Source organism: Allobacillus salarius (assembly GCF_007559425.1).
Taxonomy (GTDB): domain Bacteria; phylum Bacillota; class Bacilli; order Bacillales; family Alkalibacillaceae; genus Allobacillus; species Allobacillus salarius.
This window is the reverse complement of the sequence record NZ_VMHE01000005.1, coordinates 45,131-61,570: the sequence shown is the minus strand read 5'-3', so window position 1 is coordinate 61,570 and position 16,440 is coordinate 45,131. Positions and strand designations below refer to the sequence as shown.

Annotated in this window: 15 protein-coding genes and 1 pseudogene; 10 read left to right on the top strand and 6 right to left on the bottom strand. The window is 38.4% G+C overall.

The genetic code is table 11. The features are described from left to right. The first annotated feature begins 182 nt into the window (after positions 1–182). Both FPQ13_RS04930 and FPQ13_RS04925 read left to right on the top strand, forming a co-directional pair. Positions 183–884 carry a CAP domain-containing protein gene (locus FPQ13_RS04930; RefSeq protein WP_144088217.1) on the top strand — a complete coding sequence of 234 codons (702 nt, stop codon included), beginning with the start codon at positions 183–185 and terminating at the stop codon, positions 882–884. 52 nt (positions 885–936) lie between these two features. After that, positions 937–1,299 carry a hypothetical protein gene (locus FPQ13_RS04925; protein ID WP_144088216.1) on the top strand — a complete coding sequence of 121 codons (363 nt, stop codon included), beginning with the start codon at positions 937–939 and terminating at the stop codon, positions 1,297–1,299. A gap of 13 nt (positions 1,300–1,312) precedes the next feature. Here the strand turns inward: FPQ13_RS04925 and FPQ13_RS04920 are convergent, their stop codons facing one another. Next, the gene (locus FPQ13_RS04920) at positions 1,313–1,834 is read right to left on the bottom strand and encodes a D-glycero-alpha-D-manno-heptose-1,7-bisphosphate 7-phosphatase (RefSeq protein ID WP_144088215.1); all 522 of its coding nucleotides are present in this window, start codon (positions 1,832–1,834) and stop codon (positions 1,313–1,315) included. 75 nt (positions 1,835–1,909) lie between these two features. Between FPQ13_RS04920 and FPQ13_RS04915 the strand changes: the two genes are divergently transcribed. Beyond that, complete coding sequence (locus FPQ13_RS04915; protein WP_186279545.1) at positions 1,910–2,404, top strand: NUDIX hydrolase; 495 nt, start codon at positions 1,910–1,912, stop codon at positions 2,402–2,404. A gap of 82 nt (positions 2,405–2,486) precedes the next feature. Here the strand turns inward: FPQ13_RS04915 and FPQ13_RS04910 are convergent, their stop codons facing one another. Together FPQ13_RS04910 and FPQ13_RS04905 are read right to left on the bottom strand one after the other, a co-directional pair. Then, positions 2,487–2,828 carry a YflT domain-containing protein gene (locus FPQ13_RS04910; RefSeq protein ID WP_144088213.1) on the bottom strand — a complete coding sequence of 114 codons (342 nt, stop codon included), beginning with the start codon at positions 2,826–2,828 and terminating at the stop codon, positions 2,487–2,489. A 72-nt stretch (positions 2,829–2,900) separates the two neighbouring features. Then, positions 2,901–4,469, bottom strand: a complete 1,569-nt coding sequence (locus FPQ13_RS04905; protein ID WP_246065359.1) for an FAD-dependent oxidoreductase — start codon at positions 4,467–4,469, stop codon at positions 2,901–2,903. 280 nt (positions 4,470–4,749) lie between these two features. Between FPQ13_RS04905 and FPQ13_RS04900 the strand changes: the two genes are divergently transcribed. Together FPQ13_RS04900 and FPQ13_RS04895 are read left to right on the top strand one after the other, a co-directional pair. Continuing rightward, positions 4,750–6,426, top strand: a complete 1,677-nt coding sequence (locus FPQ13_RS04900; RefSeq protein WP_144088212.1) for a sensor domain-containing diguanylate cyclase — start codon at positions 4,750–4,752, stop codon at positions 6,424–6,426. Between the two features lie 45 nt (positions 6,427–6,471). Then, a complete protein-coding gene (locus tag FPQ13_RS04895; RefSeq protein WP_144088211.1) occupies positions 6,472–6,729 on the top strand; it encodes a DUF945 domain-containing protein in 258 nt (85 codons plus the stop codon). Between the two features lie 265 nt (positions 6,730–6,994). Here the strand turns inward: FPQ13_RS04895 and FPQ13_RS04890 are convergent. Then, positions 6,995–7,850 (bottom strand): annotated as a pseudogene (locus tag FPQ13_RS04890) (MBL fold metallo-hydrolase). 159 nt (positions 7,851–8,009) lie between these two features. Beyond that, entirely contained in the window at positions 8,010–9,527 is a 1,518-nt protein-coding gene (locus FPQ13_RS04885) for a potassium/proton antiporter (RefSeq protein ID WP_144088210.1), read from the bottom strand. Between the two features lie 277 nt (positions 9,528–9,804). Between FPQ13_RS04885 and FPQ13_RS04880 the strand changes: the two genes are divergently transcribed. The 5 genes from FPQ13_RS04880 (at position 9,805) to FPQ13_RS04860 (ending at position 15,021) form a co-directional block, all read left to right on the top strand. Then, positions 9,805–10,779 (top strand): ABC transporter ATP-binding protein, encoded by a 975-nt coding sequence (locus tag FPQ13_RS04880; RefSeq protein ID WP_144088209.1) that lies wholly within the window; start codon positions 9,805–9,807, stop codon positions 10,777–10,779. Next, positions 10,757–11,530 carry an ABC transporter permease gene (locus FPQ13_RS04875; protein ID WP_144088208.1) on the top strand — a complete coding sequence of 258 codons (774 nt, stop codon included), beginning with the start codon at positions 10,757–10,759 and terminating at the stop codon, positions 11,528–11,530. The genes FPQ13_RS04880 and FPQ13_RS04875 overlap by 23 nt, the downstream gene beginning before the upstream one ends. A gap of 81 nt (positions 11,531–11,611) precedes the next feature. Beyond that, positions 11,612–12,094 carry a nucleoside deaminase gene (locus FPQ13_RS04870; RefSeq protein WP_144088207.1) on the top strand — a complete coding sequence of 161 codons (483 nt, stop codon included), beginning with the start codon at positions 11,612–11,614 and terminating at the stop codon, positions 12,092–12,094. 237 nt (positions 12,095–12,331) lie between these two features. Continuing rightward, the gene (locus FPQ13_RS04865; RefSeq protein WP_144088206.1) at positions 12,332–13,507 is read left to right on the top strand and encodes an IS256 family transposase; all 1,176 of its coding nucleotides are present in this window, start codon (positions 12,332–12,334) and stop codon (positions 13,505–13,507) included. A 584-nt stretch (positions 13,508–14,091) separates the two neighbouring features. Beyond that, positions 14,092–15,021: a DMT family transporter gene (locus FPQ13_RS04860; protein ID WP_144088205.1), complete on the top strand. Its 930-nt coding sequence runs from the start codon at positions 14,092–14,094 to the stop codon at positions 15,019–15,021. Positions 15,022–15,198: 177 nt separating this feature from the next. On the opposite strand, the gene mreBH is transcribed toward FPQ13_RS04860, so the two are convergent. Then, positions 15,199–16,206, bottom strand: a complete 1,008-nt coding sequence (gene mreBH / locus FPQ13_RS04855; RefSeq protein WP_144088204.1) for a rod-share determining protein MreBH — start codon at positions 16,204–16,206, stop codon at positions 15,199–15,201. Positions 16,207–16,440 lie beyond the last annotated feature (234 nt).

Genomic DNA, 16,440 nt, shown 5'->3' with positions numbered 1-16,440 from the left:
CATTAAAAAACGCTGCAACAGTGTCATTCTGATGCAGCGTTTTTAAGTGCGGACGAAACACTGGTTGGGCATATTGTAGTAGAATAGAGATAAAAGGTTTAATCACATATGAATCTGTGAAAACTGATAATAGTTTTTACTGATTGCAAGCAACAAAGAGGAACACCAGGGGAGGAACCGAGATGAGGCTACTGCGTTTTATTGGAATGATTGCTATTCTAATTTTTATATTTTTTGTTCTTCCGATCAATGAATGGATGGCCAAGCCGAGCGGTGAATTGACGGTTTCAACCATGTGGGAAGATACAAAAGACAGTGTTCGACAAATCGATTTAAAAGAAATTGGTGACCGGATGGAATCAACCGCGAAGCGTGCAAAGTTTTTGATTTCCAGCTTAATGGACGACGAATCATCCGTGCAATTTCAAGAAATGCCCAAGCATGAACCGACGAAACAAGGTCATAACAATAAACCTGAAATTGAATTGACGGAAGCGGATATACAAGAATTCGAATACCGAGTATTGGAGTTAGTGAATGAAGAACGAAAAGCAGAAGGATTAGAGCCACTTGAATTTTCAGTGGAAGTTAGCGAGGTCGCTCGTGCCAAATCCCATGACATGGCGGACGCTAATTATTTCGATCACCAGTCACCGAATTATGGATCGCCATTTGAAATGATGCAAACTTTCGGGGTGGATTACCGCGCGGCAGGTGAGAATATCGCCATGGGACAACGGACACCAGAAGAGGTCATGAATGGTTGGATGAATAGCGATGGACATCGAAAAAACATTATGCACGATCAATTTACACATCTTGGGGTCGGTTATGTCGAGAAAAATGGAACGACGTATTGGACACAAATGTTTGTCGGACGATAATTTTTAAGAAAAAGGGGAAGATGTACTATAGAGTCACAAAGGAGGGGTTCAATTGAATCTTATTAAACCACATGACTATATTATTTTAGGTATTTATACAGTGGTTCTTCTATGGGATTATATGACATCTGGAGACTTCGGAGAATTCCTGATTTTCGTACTAGCTGGTGTCGTTATTTTTGCGCTGAATTATAAAAAATACAAAGGCGTTTCCAATAAAGAGATTATGAATTGGCAGTTGTTCAGTACCGGTTGGATTGTTGTGCTTGTCAGCCTGTTGGCGATAATCTTAGGCTATGACCAGGCAGCTATATTTTTCGACCATGGTTTATTGATTTTCATTATTCTGTTGACGCTTTTTGAAGTTTTCCTTTCATCCAGAAGGCTAAAACGAAACGAAGATCCTGCACGCTAAGCAGGATCTTTTCTTATGTTTCGTTAATGATCCAATCCGCAGCTTCACCGAGATCATTGAAAGATTTGTAAGCCAAGTCAGATTCATCGGAAACCATTAAGCTTTTCAACCCAGCAGCGTTTCCAGCCACTAAATCCACTTCACGGTCGCCAATCATGTAACTCGAATTTGGATCAACATCATACGCTTCAACCAAATCCTTAATCATGCCAGGTTTCGGTTTTCGGCATGCACAGTTCGATTTTGGATGGTGAATACAAGCTTTGACTTCAGTAATTTTCCCGCCAGCTTTCTCCAGTTCATAAACCATTTTGTCATGGATATCAATCAGCTCTTGGTCTGTCATATACCCTAATCCGACGCCACCTTGGTTGGTTACGACAAATAACTGATAGCCTGCCTCATGTAGCTTTTTGACGGCTTGCTTAACGGTTGGAAGAAAATAAAGATCTTTCGGCTTATTTACATACTTTACACGATCCGTAAGTACTTCATTAATGACACCATCTCGATCTAAAAACACAGCTTTGTTCATGAAATCACTCCTACCAATAGGCTCTAAACTTATGATATCCTAAAATACAACAAAGATAAAAAAATGGAGATGAAAATGAAAATAAGACAAATGGCTGTCGCTTTATTATATAAAAATGGGAAAGTTTTATTTGTACAACGAGATGAACACAGGACGCTTTTACCAGGTTACCTTGTACCTGTTGGAGGCCATATTGAACCCGGCGAGTTAAATGAACCGGCACAAGCCTGTGTGAGAGAAATTTATGAAGAAACAGGCATTCGCGAAGAGGAGATCGACGGATTACGATTAAAATATATTATTTATCGAATGAAAGACGAAGAGGTTCGAGTTCAGTATATGTTTGTCGGGGATGTATTAACGGACCGGAAACTCGTTAATAGTGACGATGAGGAGTTGGTCTGGTTATCCTCGAATGAGCTGCAAAATAAAAAAGTCACCTATGCGTGTTATTCAGCCGTTCGCCATTTTGAAGAGCTTGGTATTCAGGATGATGAAATTTATTTAGGCACGATGAATAGGTTAGACGGTGAACTCCATATGAGTTGGGCCATGTTACAGGACGGTTGAGGTACCATTCGGTTGGAGAGACATCGAATTATTCAGTAAAAATCCCTCGACTTATGGCAAGTCGAGGGATTTTCAATACTTATTAAAAGCCTAATACATTTTCCACATTTTCATCTTCATCAACGATTAATAGGATTTTACCTTTATCCATTTCTTTTTCATAATTTGTTGCTTCTGCTTCAGAAAAACCAACTTCTTCTAACTTGCTGCGAAGCTCGTCACCTTTTTTGTTGAACATATTGCCGACAGCATCAGAGAAGTCCTGTTTGATTGTACTTGCATCAGCATTATCTGCTACGCGATTTGTTCTGTCATCATCGTGGGACAATACATATACATTGTCTTTATTTACACCGTTATCTCTAAGCTTTTGAACATCTTTTGCTAATTCTTCATCATTATTGTACTCTTTTACAAATGGCATGTTGATCACTCCTTGTTTGATTTGTCTACTAAGTGTTTACCACGTGAAAATGGATATAAACATTCGAATATTTTATTCCTTCCAATCACTAGGCATCAAGCTATCGAGCATGGTGTGATCATGTTTTTGTAAAGGTTCCTTGGCTGGTCCTTCCAACACTTCACCAGTATATGAAAACCGTGAACCGTGGCATGGGCAATCCCATGACTTCTCACCACTGTTCCAATTGACCTCGCAACCAGCATGGGTACAAGTCGTATCGACAATATGAAGTTCACCAGAAGAATCACGATAGGCACCTTTACGGCCACCATCCATTCGGAAAGTAGTTGCTTCGTCATTATTTAGTTCATCAATATTATTGTTTTTTCGGTCCATTTTTCCTTTGACTAATTCTTTAGCGACATTCACGTTTTCTTTTACAAATTGTTGGATACTCGGGTTAGCCTCAAAACGGGAAGGCTTGAATAAATCTGCATAAGGCGTAATTTCTCCAAGCACGAGGTCACTTAAAAGCTTTGCTGCAACCGTACCATTGGTCATACCCCACTTACGATAACCAGTTGCTATTAAAATATTCGGGTTATCTTTCGTCATCGGTCCGATATAGGGCACCTTATCCATGCTTGTTAAGTCTTGAGCCGACCATCTATTCAAAATTTCATAGTCATCAAAAAGCTCATCCGCAAATCGCCGTAATGCTTTAAAATGTTCCATCATGTCTTGTCCTTGGCCGGTCTTATGATTTTCTCCACCGATAATGTATAGTTCACCATCGTCTGTCGGTTGGTAACGGATGGAGCGTTTCGGCGTGTCTGTTTTTAAATACATCCCACCTGGATATGGTTTGTTTGCTTTAATACTCAGTGCATAAGAACGTTCTGGATAAATACGTGTTGACCATAATGCTTTTCCTTCATAAAACGGAAAATGCGAACAAACGATAACATAGTTGGCCTTAATTTCTTTTCCATTCTTTGTTTTGACAATCACTCGCTTGTCTTCTTTCTGAATATCAATTGCGCTCGTATTCTCAAACAACTTCACACCCCGGTCGTCAACTAAACGGATGATATGTTTTAAGTATTTAACTGGGTGAAATTGATACTGATTTTTCATGGATAACGCATTTTCAATTGTTAAATCCATCGGAATGTTAGTCGTTAAATCGCCTTTAATATTTAATTGATCATAAGCTTTATATTCCGTTTCCAACTTATTTGCATACTCACCAGTCGTAGCATATAAAAAAGCATCTTGCTGTTCAAAATCACAATCAATTTGATTTTCCTCAATAAGATCCTTCATATATCGAATGGCATTTTTATTAGCTTCGTAATATTTTCGGGCAGGTTCAACGCCGTGATTGTTAATGAGTTCATCATAAATCAATCCGTGCTGAGCAGTTACTTTTGCTGTCGTATGACCTGTCGTTCCGCTGACAAAGCGACTGGCTTCGATTAAAGCGACATTCAACTTTTCTTTAGATAATATCTCTGCGGCAGTCAATCCGGTGATCCCACCACCGACAATAATCACATCCACGTCTAGATTATGCTCTAATGTCGGATAAGAAGATAGTTCAGTTGATTCGCGCCAAAAAGGGATGGCATCGGCAGGTAAGTCTGGCAAGCTAGACATCGAATTCCTCCTCATTCTTTTATGATTAACGTTTCCTAACAAATTCGATCTATACAATCCATACCACATTACATGAAAAATAAATTATCTTTGGAAAAAATTATAATTTTTACGGAAAGAATTTGGAAATATCACTACACTTTAGTATAATGAAAAATAAGTCAAAAGAATTGTCGATTATGAAAATTATGGAATAAATAGACAAGGGTACAAGTTGCTATCTAGTTCTTTTTACCTAAATATAAATTAGGTCTAAAAGTTAAAAAGGAGATAGGTGGAAATGGACCAGACAAAGTTATTGCAAGATCTTTTCTTTGATGGAATCCAAGACGCTATGATTATCATTCGTGTAGGGGATCAAGAAGATTACTACTATGAAATGATTAATCATAAAGCATATGAATTAACAGGACTTTCTGAAGAAAACCTCGGAGAACAGCTTACGGAAAAAGTACCTGGAATTTCTCGTGTTTTTGTGTTGGATAAATTTGACGAGATTGTCCATACAAAACAATCCTATTCATTTACAATGGGCTTTCCACAACCTAATAAGGACACGATAGCTCTTCATGTGACTTTGCGACCGATAGAATTACAAGATAGTAATTTTATCCTTGTTCATGCACGCCAAATGGATTACAAAGGACCTGCTGAAAGTCAGTATTGGTTGGATGATCAAAATTTAGAGTTGAGTAGGCAGCGTTATCGATCGCTTTTCGAAAATAACGAAGACGCTATATTTTCATTGGATTTAGATGGAAATTTTTTGGAGGTCAATAAAGCATTTGAAGTTCTTTCAGGATACAGAAAATGCGAGTTAATTGGCAACGCTGCTTTCCAATATATTGAACGAAAGTTGCAGCAAATACTTAAAAAACATTTCATCCAAACGATTCGCGGAAACGCACAAGTTTTTGAATTGACCGTTCCAGTGAAGAGTACGGTGAAAAAAGAACTTCATGTGACAATGACCCCATTAGTGATTGAAGAAGGAATTGTCGGGATTTATGTCATTATGAAAGATGTCAGTGAGCAACGAAAAGCTGAACGTGAATTGAAAGAAAGTGAAGAACGCTTTCGGATGATTGCTGAGAGTTCACATGACTTGATCACTTTGTTGGACCATGATGGTAATATTTTATATGCATCGCCTTCGTATGAATTTATTCTAGGAATACACCCAGATGAATATGTTGGTCAATCACTTTTGTACAATATTCATGAAGAAGACAAAAACAAAATCATCAGTGAATTCATTCGATCGATCAATGAAAACGTACCAATCACCTTGGAATTTAAGCAACGACATACGGAAAAAGGATGGCTATGGTTTGAATTGCAAGGCAAACCGATTTTTGATGTAAGTGGCGGATTTCTCCACATGGTTGTTGTGACGAGAGAAATTTCCGAACGAAAGAAATATGAAGAGAAATTACGTACGCTCGCTTATCAAGACCCATTGACCAACTTACCGAATCGAAGATATTTCCAAGATCGATTGTCAGAACGATTAGCAGAAGCTCGTCGACAAGATCATTCTAATTTTGCTGTCATTATGGTCGATATGGATAATTTAAAAGAATTGAACGATCAATACGGCCACGATTTTGGAGATGAAGCATTACGCGTATTCAGTCGGCGAATTTTAAATAGCTTACGGAGTGATGACCAAGTAGCTCGTCTTGGTGGTGATGAATTTATCATTCTGTTAAGCCATGTGAAATCCAAGAAAGACTGTGTCGATGTCGTCAAAAGACTGCACAATAATATTCGCAAGCCGATTAAAATTAAAGGCGTTACATTAACGTTGACAGCAAGCATGGGACTAACCATGCCGAAGACGCTTACATTTACAGAAGAAGAAATGATAAAACAGGCCGATAAGGCACTTTATCAAGCGAAGCAATCCGGTAAAAACACATATGAAGTTTTACTTACCGCAGATGAGGAAATATAGATATATAGATGGTATTTCGTATTTCATCTGAGGAGGTAAAATAATATGGTTGTCACATTAGTTATTCTTATTGCATTGGTCTCTATTGCTGCTTTGGTTGCTACGTGGATGATTGGAAAAAAATATGAGGAACAAGAACAACAGCGACTACGTGAAAACAATGCAACGTTTAGAGATGAACTAGAGCGTTCTTGGGAATATGAAAAGACAGCGTTAAATCGAAACATCCCTAATCTGACTTTTATTTATATTGCTTTCTTTGCGATCGTTATTTTGGCAGGAATCATTTTATATGTAACTTAACGAAATAGTAATCAAAATGTAACGTTCAGGCGTACATTTATCTGCTAAACTATATATGGCCTTTCCTTAATCAAATGAGGAATGAGCGATACATCATAGAAATGCAGAAAATGATAGCGTCTATTAGATACAAAGAGCTGGTTAAAGGATTACTTCTTTTGCCAGCTCTTTTATTTATGTAGGATAATTGAAAACATATATGAAAATATAAAGCCCAATCGATTTCTATATTTCATCGATTGGGCTCTTTTGTTTAAACTAACGTCTATCTTTGATCGTCTTCATCGACGTAATGACCGTGGTCTGGTACGCCAACTTCTTTAAAGTTATCTGCTAAATAATTTAAGCTTTTGTGTAACTCTTCACCTTGCATAGGATGTCCATGTCCAGTGATTGCAAGCTCTGGCTGTAAGTCCCTTAACTTTAGTACAGATGTTTCAGCAGCCTCCCAGTTTGGTGTCAAATATCGTGGAGGGGAGCTGATTTGCTTCTCTTGTGTAAATACGTCATACAAATTTTCCTGTTTGACTGTGACGAATGCGTCGCCGGCAATTAACGTTCTATCTTTTTCTCTGAATAGAGAAATATGGCCAGGCGTGTGCCCGGGTGTGTGAATCCAACGCCAATCTTTCATGTGTGGAATACTGCCGTCTTGTGGCAATGGTTGAACTTTATCTCCAAGATTAATTGGCTCTACTGGGAAAAGAGGCGATAGTTTGGCTACCATGCCACCTTCGACTGTTGGGTCCGGTTCTGGATACTTCAACTCACCTTGCAAATACGGAAGTTCGTACTCATGTGCATAAACAGGAATTTTCCAATAATCGACGAGCTCTATAATGGCCCCGACATGATCAAAGTGTCCATGTGTCAAAACAATTGCGACAGGGGGGCTTCGAAAAGTTTTCATTAACCGTATCAATGATTTTATTAGCTGACTTAGGCATACCAGCGTCTACTAATACCCATTCATCATCTGACGGGTTATTGACGTAATATAGATTCACAATTTGAATCGTTTGATACCAAAGATCTTCAGCGATTTTTTCGAAATGTCCACTTTCTGTGGAAGTGGTTGGGATATATTTATAATCATCACCATAACTCATACTGTCTTTCAAGATGTTACCTCCTATAGATGCTATTTTTATTCTATATATTTATCCGAAAATCGAAGTTATAAACAAAAAGTTTCGTAACAATAAAACTTCTACATAAAAAAATGCTCTGAAGTACATGTCAGCTTTTTTGCTAGAGCATGTAATCCTGAGCATTTCCAATTATTTTGTTTTATTTTTTTTAGGAACTACACCGTTATCGTGGTGATCTTCATTTTTTTGGTTCAATATAACGCGTAAATCTTCTTTAAATTTACGTGTAACCAATATATATAAGTAATCACCTGCTTGAATTTCTGTATCGCCGTATGGGGTGATTAAATTTCCATTACGAACAATCGCTGCAATGGAAGCTTTTTTTGGAAAATTAATATCTCGCAATTTATTACCGACGACGGCATGTGTTTCATTTGTTTGAAACTGAACCATCTCAGCATTCGCTTTGCCCAATGAAATCAATTCAATTGAATGTTCAGGTGTTACTTTCTTCGGTCCTAGTAAATCAAGCTTTTTGGCAAACAACGTTATCGTTGAGCCCTGTACGAGTGCAGAAATTAATACTGTAAAGAATACAATATTAAAAAACGTTTCTGAATGTTCTACACCTGCAACAATCGGGAAGGTCGCCAGAACGATTGGAACAGCTCCCCGTAACCCAGCCCAAGAAATAAAAATCTTTTCTTTAAACGTGTAGCCCATCTTAATCGTAGAGATAAAGACAGCGATTGGGCGTGCAACTAAAATAAGGAATACAGAAATCATGACACCAGAGAAGACGATACTACCTTTAAAAACTTGTTCCGGGAAAGCGAGTAATCCTAGAATCATAAACATAAATATTTGTGCAATCCAGGCAAGCCCTTCATTAAATTGGAAAATTGGATAGCGGTAAGTCAATTCGGAATTCCCAACAATTACACCAGCAACGTATACTGCCAAGAAACCACTTGCTCCGATGAGAGAAGCCGCACTGTAAATCATGAATGCAAAAGCTAAGGCCAAAATCGGATATAAACCACTCGATTCCAAGCTAATTTTATTAATGATAAATGACGCGAATCGTCCTAAGAAAATACCGAGGATTAGACCAACACCCATTTGCCAAAAAAACGCAGGGATCATTACGAATAAACTTGAATCATTTACAATCATTTCAATGAAAATAAGTGTCAAAAAAACGGCCATCGGATCATTGGTACCCGATTCAGCTTCGAGTGTTGAAGCGATTTTCGGCTTTACATTTCGTTCTTTGAATGTAGCGAAGACAGCTGCTGCATCAGTTGAACCGACAATGGAACCGAGTAATAATGCATGAAGCCAAGGAACGTCTAATAAATAGTGGGCAGTAAGACCAGCTAATACGGATGTGATAAGGACTCCGACCGTTGCCAATGACAGTGCCGGAACAATTGCTGGACGCATGGATTTCCACTTGGTTTGGAGTCCACCCTCAAAAAGAATGACGACAAGTGCTGCAACACCAATGATTTGAGCGATATCCGCATCATCAAAATAAATCCAACCAAAGCCATCACTTCCGATCGCCATACCGACGGCGATGAATAATACAAGGGAAGGGAGTCCCATTTGGCTAGAGAATTTTGCAGCAAGAACACCGCTAATTAAAAGAAAAGCGACTAATATAATTAATTGATCATTTCCTACTGAATCTAAAAACATTAGAATCCTCCATTAATTTTCTGTTTTTAATTTTATCATAATTATTATTGTTTTACTTATCAGGTGATTGGCCAGTTTTATATTTTTTGAAAATAATTAACAATTAGAAATTTATTTAGTATACTAATAATTATATTCTTTTTACATATTTTGTTGTAATACGGACCGTTTGAATATTCAGACTCCAGGCGGAAATAAGACAGTGCTGAGGTCTGTTCGCTCGTGGGGAAGCGATTGCTAAACTTTAGATATAGTCGTAAAAGAAGGGTGAGAGTCGATGGAAGAAATTTTAATTGAAGTGAAAGGTCTTAAAAAAGGTTACAAGAAAAGAAAAACAAAAGAGTGGGTTCAAGCTGTTGATGGTGTGGAATTTACAGTGAAACGTGGAGAAATTCTCGGCTTACTCGGCCCGAATGGTGCTGGCAAGACGACAACAATCAAGATGATCTGTGGACTCATCGTCCCTGATGAAGGTGAAGTAGTTATTAACGGAATTACGATGCAAAAGAATCGTCTAAAAGGATTGGAACACATTAGTGCTGTATTAGAGGGGAACCGGAATTTATATTGGCGCTTAACAGCGAGAGAAAACCTAGAATATTTCGCCGGGAACCGTGGGAAAAGTCGAAAAGAAAAGATGGGTGAAATTGAAGAGTTATTGAAGGAGTTCAAGTTAAAGCAAAAAGAAAATGAACTCGTCAGCAATTTATCTCGTGGTATGCAGCAAAAGCTGGCACTAGCTGTTGCTTTATTAGCCGATAGTGATGTGATTTTACTCGATGAACCGACGCTTGGTCTTGATATCGAAACAGGATATGAAGTACGCCAATTGCTGAAGAAAATTTCCGAGGCTGGAAAGACAATTATCATCAGTACGCATGACATGCCTGTCGTACAAGATTTATGTGAACGGACAGTAATTATCAATAATGGGAAAGTAATTGCTGATGAAAAAGTAGAAGAACTAATGAATCTGTTTGAAACAAGTGCTTACGTCTTGACGTTAGGAAACGAACTGACCGAACAACAGCAGAAGGAATTAGACGCAAAGTTTCCGATGAATGAATTGCTAGATGGGACCAAATTAACGATAACCTTGGAACAAGATAATGATATTTATGACTTAATGGATTTATTGAAAAAGGAGAACACAATCATTGAAAAGATCGACCGAACGACCATCAATTTTGAAGAAGTGTTCATGAATTTGATTCAGGAGGAGAAGAGCCATGCCATTCATTCAATTAATTAAAGCAAATACACGAATGGAATTCATCGAAATGAAGCGTTACCTTCCAAACACACTCAGCATGATCGGAACGATTTATATCATTTTTTTGGGTATGCTTTTGGGAATCAACATCATCGGAGACCCGGCACAAGCAGAAGCGAATATCCAACATGTCATCGTGAATTATATTTTTTGGTATTTGACTTTAGTAACATTAACGAATATCGGATTTACGATTACAATGGAAGCGACAAGAGGTACGTTAGAGCAATTGTACATGTCACCGCTAGGGATGTGGAAGATTCTCTTATCACGATTGATCGGTTATATAGCATTGCATGGAGTAATTGTCGTTGGTTTATTATATTTAAGTATGGCAACCGCGAATCAATGGCTATATTTAAAACCTGATTTAACCTTGACCATATTGCTAATAACGTTGGTCGGAATCGTCGGTGTAGGCTTTATGATTGCCGGAGCGAGCGTCATATTTAAACAGATTCAAGCGTTCATGCAAATTCTCCAGTTTATATTAGCTGCTCTAGCTTTTGTGCCACTTTCTGTCGCACCGTTCTTAATACTAGCCCCGTTTGTTAAAGGGGTAGACATGATTCGGCATGTTATGATTCAAGGCTACTCGTGGACAGATTTTACAGCGATGGATTACACCGCTTTAATCGTCAACTCAGTGGTATATTTATTCATCGGCATATTCTTCTACTTGAAGTGTGAAAAAATAGCAATGTCAAAAGGATTGTTAGGGAACTATTAATCTAATTTTTGCAGTGAAGCGGCCGGGGGAGAATTCTCTCGGTCGCTTTTTTAGATATGAGCTAAGTTGGGGGTAGAAGACATGATAAACATTGAAGAGCTAGATCATGAATATTTTATGAAAGAGGCTATCAAAGAGGCAGCAATTGCAGGCGAACGAGGTGATCTACCAGTCGGCGCAGTTATCGTACATAATGGAAAAATTATTTCGCGTGGAAACAATAGAATTAATACAAATAAAAACAACACATTACACGCCGAAATGACAGCCATAAATAGCAGTGCGGCGTTTTTACAAGAAAATGCTAGGGAGTGTGTGATTTATACAAGTTTGGAACCTTGTATTATGTGCTTGTCTACGATTGTAATGACGAACATACGCCATATCGTCTTTGCAGTCGAAGATAAGTATATGAATATGAAACCTTTTATTCATTCCAATGAATATATTTATAAGCGCGTACATAGTTACATAGAAGGAATATTAGAAAAAGAATCATTTGCAGTTATAGAAAAATACGATGAAAGAATGACTCACATGGTTCGTACAGGAAATCTTCAATAGTTTTTCTGTTATGTAAGGTTTTCGATCATCGGTTGGTTTTATTAAAGTTAGAGTTTGGACTGAACGAGCGTGAAATGTCATCGAGAAGCTGTCTCGATACCCGAATGGCAGCTAATGAAGCGTGAAAAGTCGTCGAGAAGCGATTAAGTCCATATAATTGTGTAAAAAGAATAGGCCATCCTTCTCTCCTGTGTTAAAGTGATTTCAACCACAAAATACTTTAGGAGGATGAGAAAGATGACCCAAGTTAATTTTAGCCTAAATATCGATGAATTAAAAGAAAAGGTAATGGATTCAAAGCTGGATGACGTACTAAAGTCTGCTCTTGTGATGGTGTTAAATGAAATAATGTTGAAAGAACAGGAAGAGTATTTAAAAGCTAGCCAGTACGAAAGGAATGACCTAAGAACCGATTACCGTAATGGCTTTTATGAGAGTGGCTATATGATCGGCTCATTTGAACTGAGACTATTAGTTCCACGCACACGCAATGGAGAGTTCGAACCAAGTGTATTTGAGCGTTACGAAAGAAGAGATCAGGCTCTCGTTTTAAGTATGTTGGAGATGGTTGTTAATGGCGTTTCAACACGTAAAGTAGGCAAGATTGTAGAAGAGCTATGCGGTAAATCAGTCTCTAAATCCTTTGTCTCCAATCTAACTAAAAAGTTAGATCCGATTGTGAAGGAATGGTTGAATCGTCCGTTAAATGTCACGTACTATCCTTACATTTATGCAGACGCCATGTATATCAAGGTAAGAGAAGATAATAAAGTCGTATCCAAGGCTGTCTATATCGTAGTAGGTGTCAATAAACAAAATAAACGTGAAATCATTGGCATGGAAATCAACCATGTCGAGTCGAAAGACGCGTGGTTGAAGGTTTTTGAAAACCTCAAAAGCAGAGGCCTGCAGTCACCCAAGTTACTTATTTCCGATGCTCATGCTGGATTAAAAGCCTCTGTCCCTGAAGCCTTCGTTGGGACCAGTTGGCAGCGCTGTACCTTTCACTTAAAAAAAGATTTAATCGAAAAAATGCCCAAGAAAAACGTAAAAGAAATCAAACATGAAATGAATTTAATCTATGAAACCGTTGATCCAGATATCGCCAGAAAACGTAAAAACCAATTCATTGAGAAATATGAAGATAAACATCCAAAAGTCTGCCGCTGTCTCGAGGATGGATTCGAAGACTCCATTCAATATATGAGCGAACCTACAGACTATCATATACACTTACGAACCACCAACAATCTCGAACGGATTAATCAAGAAGTCCGAAGAAGAGAACAGGTGATACGAATCTTTCCGAACACACAGAGTGCTGTTCGATTAATCGGTGCTGTGTTAATGGATGTAGATGAAAACTTAGATTTGAAAAGAAGGTATTTACCTAAGAAAAAAATCTCTAATTAATGAGGATTGCGATTGAGCCTCCTGGCGAGTGTGATTTCTACGCCTGGCCGCCAGATCTTTGAAAAAGAACCGGCGTGCCCACCAGGCTATCACACCCGCCCTCTCAATCCAATCCAGATGTCAAAGTTGAATATGCTGTTTTACCCGCTGAAATCACTTGAGAGAATTTACACATAATAATGGACTTGACTTCGAGAAGCCGTCTCAACGCCCGAACAGTGGCTTATGAAGTGCGAAACGTCGTCGATAAGCTGTCTCGATACCCGAATGGCAGCTTATGAAACGTGAAAAGTCATCGAGAAGCTATCTCAACACCCGAACGGCACTCAACGCAGCGCCAAATGTCGTTGATAAAGCATCTAATCCCCTAGATCAGAAGCGATAATCCCCCGAATCAGAAACGAGAGTGAAGTTTCGGTGGAATAGCTAGCGCCTAATCACCCGAAACGCAATCACGAATTTGATTTCAGTCGAAATACGGCGGTTGTTAGGTAGTGTTTAGCCTAGCAAGCATAAGTTAAAACAGTTATGCACCATTGAACATATATTAATAAAGAGTATGATAGTCTTTAGGTGGTGATTTGGTGGTTAGGTCTTATATATTTGTGTTGATTGCGGTTACCATCTTTTCCAGCAACTTGGTAGTCGGTAAAGCAGTTAGCCATATGTCACCTGTAACTGTAGTGTTCTTTCGTTTATTCATTGCTTTCCTCATTACTTTGCCTATTGGTTATAAACAGGTGAAATATCATATGGACATATGGAAGGAAAATTGGAAATACTTATTTGCGTTTGCTGTGACTGGCATTTCATTTTTTAACTTCTTTGTTTACTTATCCTTAAACTATACATCATCGACAAACGCTGGAATTGTTGAAGCAACGACACCAGTTTTTTCTATTTTTCTAGGTTATTTCATATTAAAGGAACGGTTGACGAGACGACAATTAATCGGAGCTGGAATTTCCTTTATTGGAGCAATCTGGGTCATTGCGAATGGTTCGTTGGAAGTTTTATTAGCGCTCGATTTCAATATTGGTGACATCTTCATGATTGTTGCTGTTTTAATTTGGGCGATTTATGGAATGTATGTCAAGCAACATAATCACAAGTTTCCTGTGTATGGCGGTGTAGTGATCATGCTCGGAATGGGCTTTTTGATTATCTTGCCCTTTGCTATTGCGAATTGGATCATCAATGGGTTTCATGTTGAACTCACGGATTATAAGGGCATGGCTGGATTGTTATACTTAGGGATATTTCCGTCAGTAATTGGGCTTATTTTTTGGAATAAGTCCGTCTCGGATTTAGGTCCTTCGTTAGCGAGCATTTTCTTGAACTTGTTACCTGTCTTTACAACAATCATGGCTGTCATATTTTTAAATGAAAAACTTGCGCCAGCTCAAATTTTCGGTGGAATCCTTGTGGTTGGAGGCGTCCTACTCGTTAATTTGAATTTGAAGAACATCAAGCGATTTTCAAAAAAAGATAAGAAAGCAATTGAGACGGATTAACCGAATCCCGTTACCTCATTGAAAAGGTAGCGGGATTTTTAGTCACAAAACAAATACCCCGATAGCACATCTCACAGACGGTCTCGAACAAATTTAAATAGAACGTCAAATCCACGCCAAAAAGCACACCACCCACAGGATGATATGCAAATTTGACGTATGCTATTTTTTAGTTGTTTATTTCGCTGCTTTTTGTAGCTTATGAATGATGCTTAGTGATTTTCCGGTACCAACAGCAACACACTCAATTGGGTTCTCTGCAATGTGTACAGGAACATCGATTTCGTTGGATAACCATTCTTGCATGCCCTTCAACAATGCACCACCGCCGGTTAGCATAATTCCATGATCGACGATGTCACCACTCAATTCTGGCGGACAGTTTTCAAGTGTGTCACGGATTGCCTCCAAAATTGCTTCTAATGATTCCCGTAGTGCGTCTTGGATTTCTTGTGAGTTAAGTTCAATCGTTTTTGGTAAGCCCGTAACTAAGTCTCGACCGCGAACTTCCATTGTTAGCGGATCGTGGTCGACTAAAGCATAACCGATTTCCATTTTGACGTTTTCCGCTGTTCGCTCACCAATGAGGACATTATATTTTTTGCGAACATGCTGAATGATCGCGCTATCCATATGGTCCCCGCCTGTGCGAATTGATTTCGCAGAAACGACACCTCCGAAGGATATAATCGCTACTTCGCTCGTCCCGCCACCAATATCAACGACCATATTGGAAACAGGCTCTTCAACAGGTAATCCAGCTCCGATAGCTGCAGCGACTGGTTCTTCAATAATGTGTACTTGTTTAGCGCCATATTCACGAATAGCATTGTCGATGGCACGACGTTCGACAGAAGTAGACCCCGTAGGTGCACAAACAATCACATTCGGTTTTCTTAAAGAAACACCGAGTTTTTTACTTACTTTTTTAAGCATTGTACTAAGCATTTGTGACGTAATTTCATAATCAGCAATGACTCCGTCTTTTAATGGACGAATGGATTGTATATTATGAGGTGTTTTACCGATCATTTCTTTTGCTTCGTTACCTACTGCCAATACTTTGCCAGTATGTGTGTCTATTGCGACAACTGAAGGTTCATTAAAAACAATTCCTTTATTCTTTGTATATATCAATAGGTTAGCAGTACCTAAGTCAATTCCAATTGCAGTGTTTGAAAACATTGTGTTGCCTCCATCTCTCTTGTGGTAATTTTTTCTCGAAGTTTACGTAATTATTCATTGTTTCGCTTCATTTTTATTGTTCGTTATGTGATGAATTGTGTCAACTGATATCCTCTTGCATAATGAGGAAATGATTTCTATATAACTATTTCCTATACCTCGTCAGTTTAACATTTTTTGAATGAAATTTTGTTAAAAATAGATAACAAATGAATTACATCATTATCGATCATG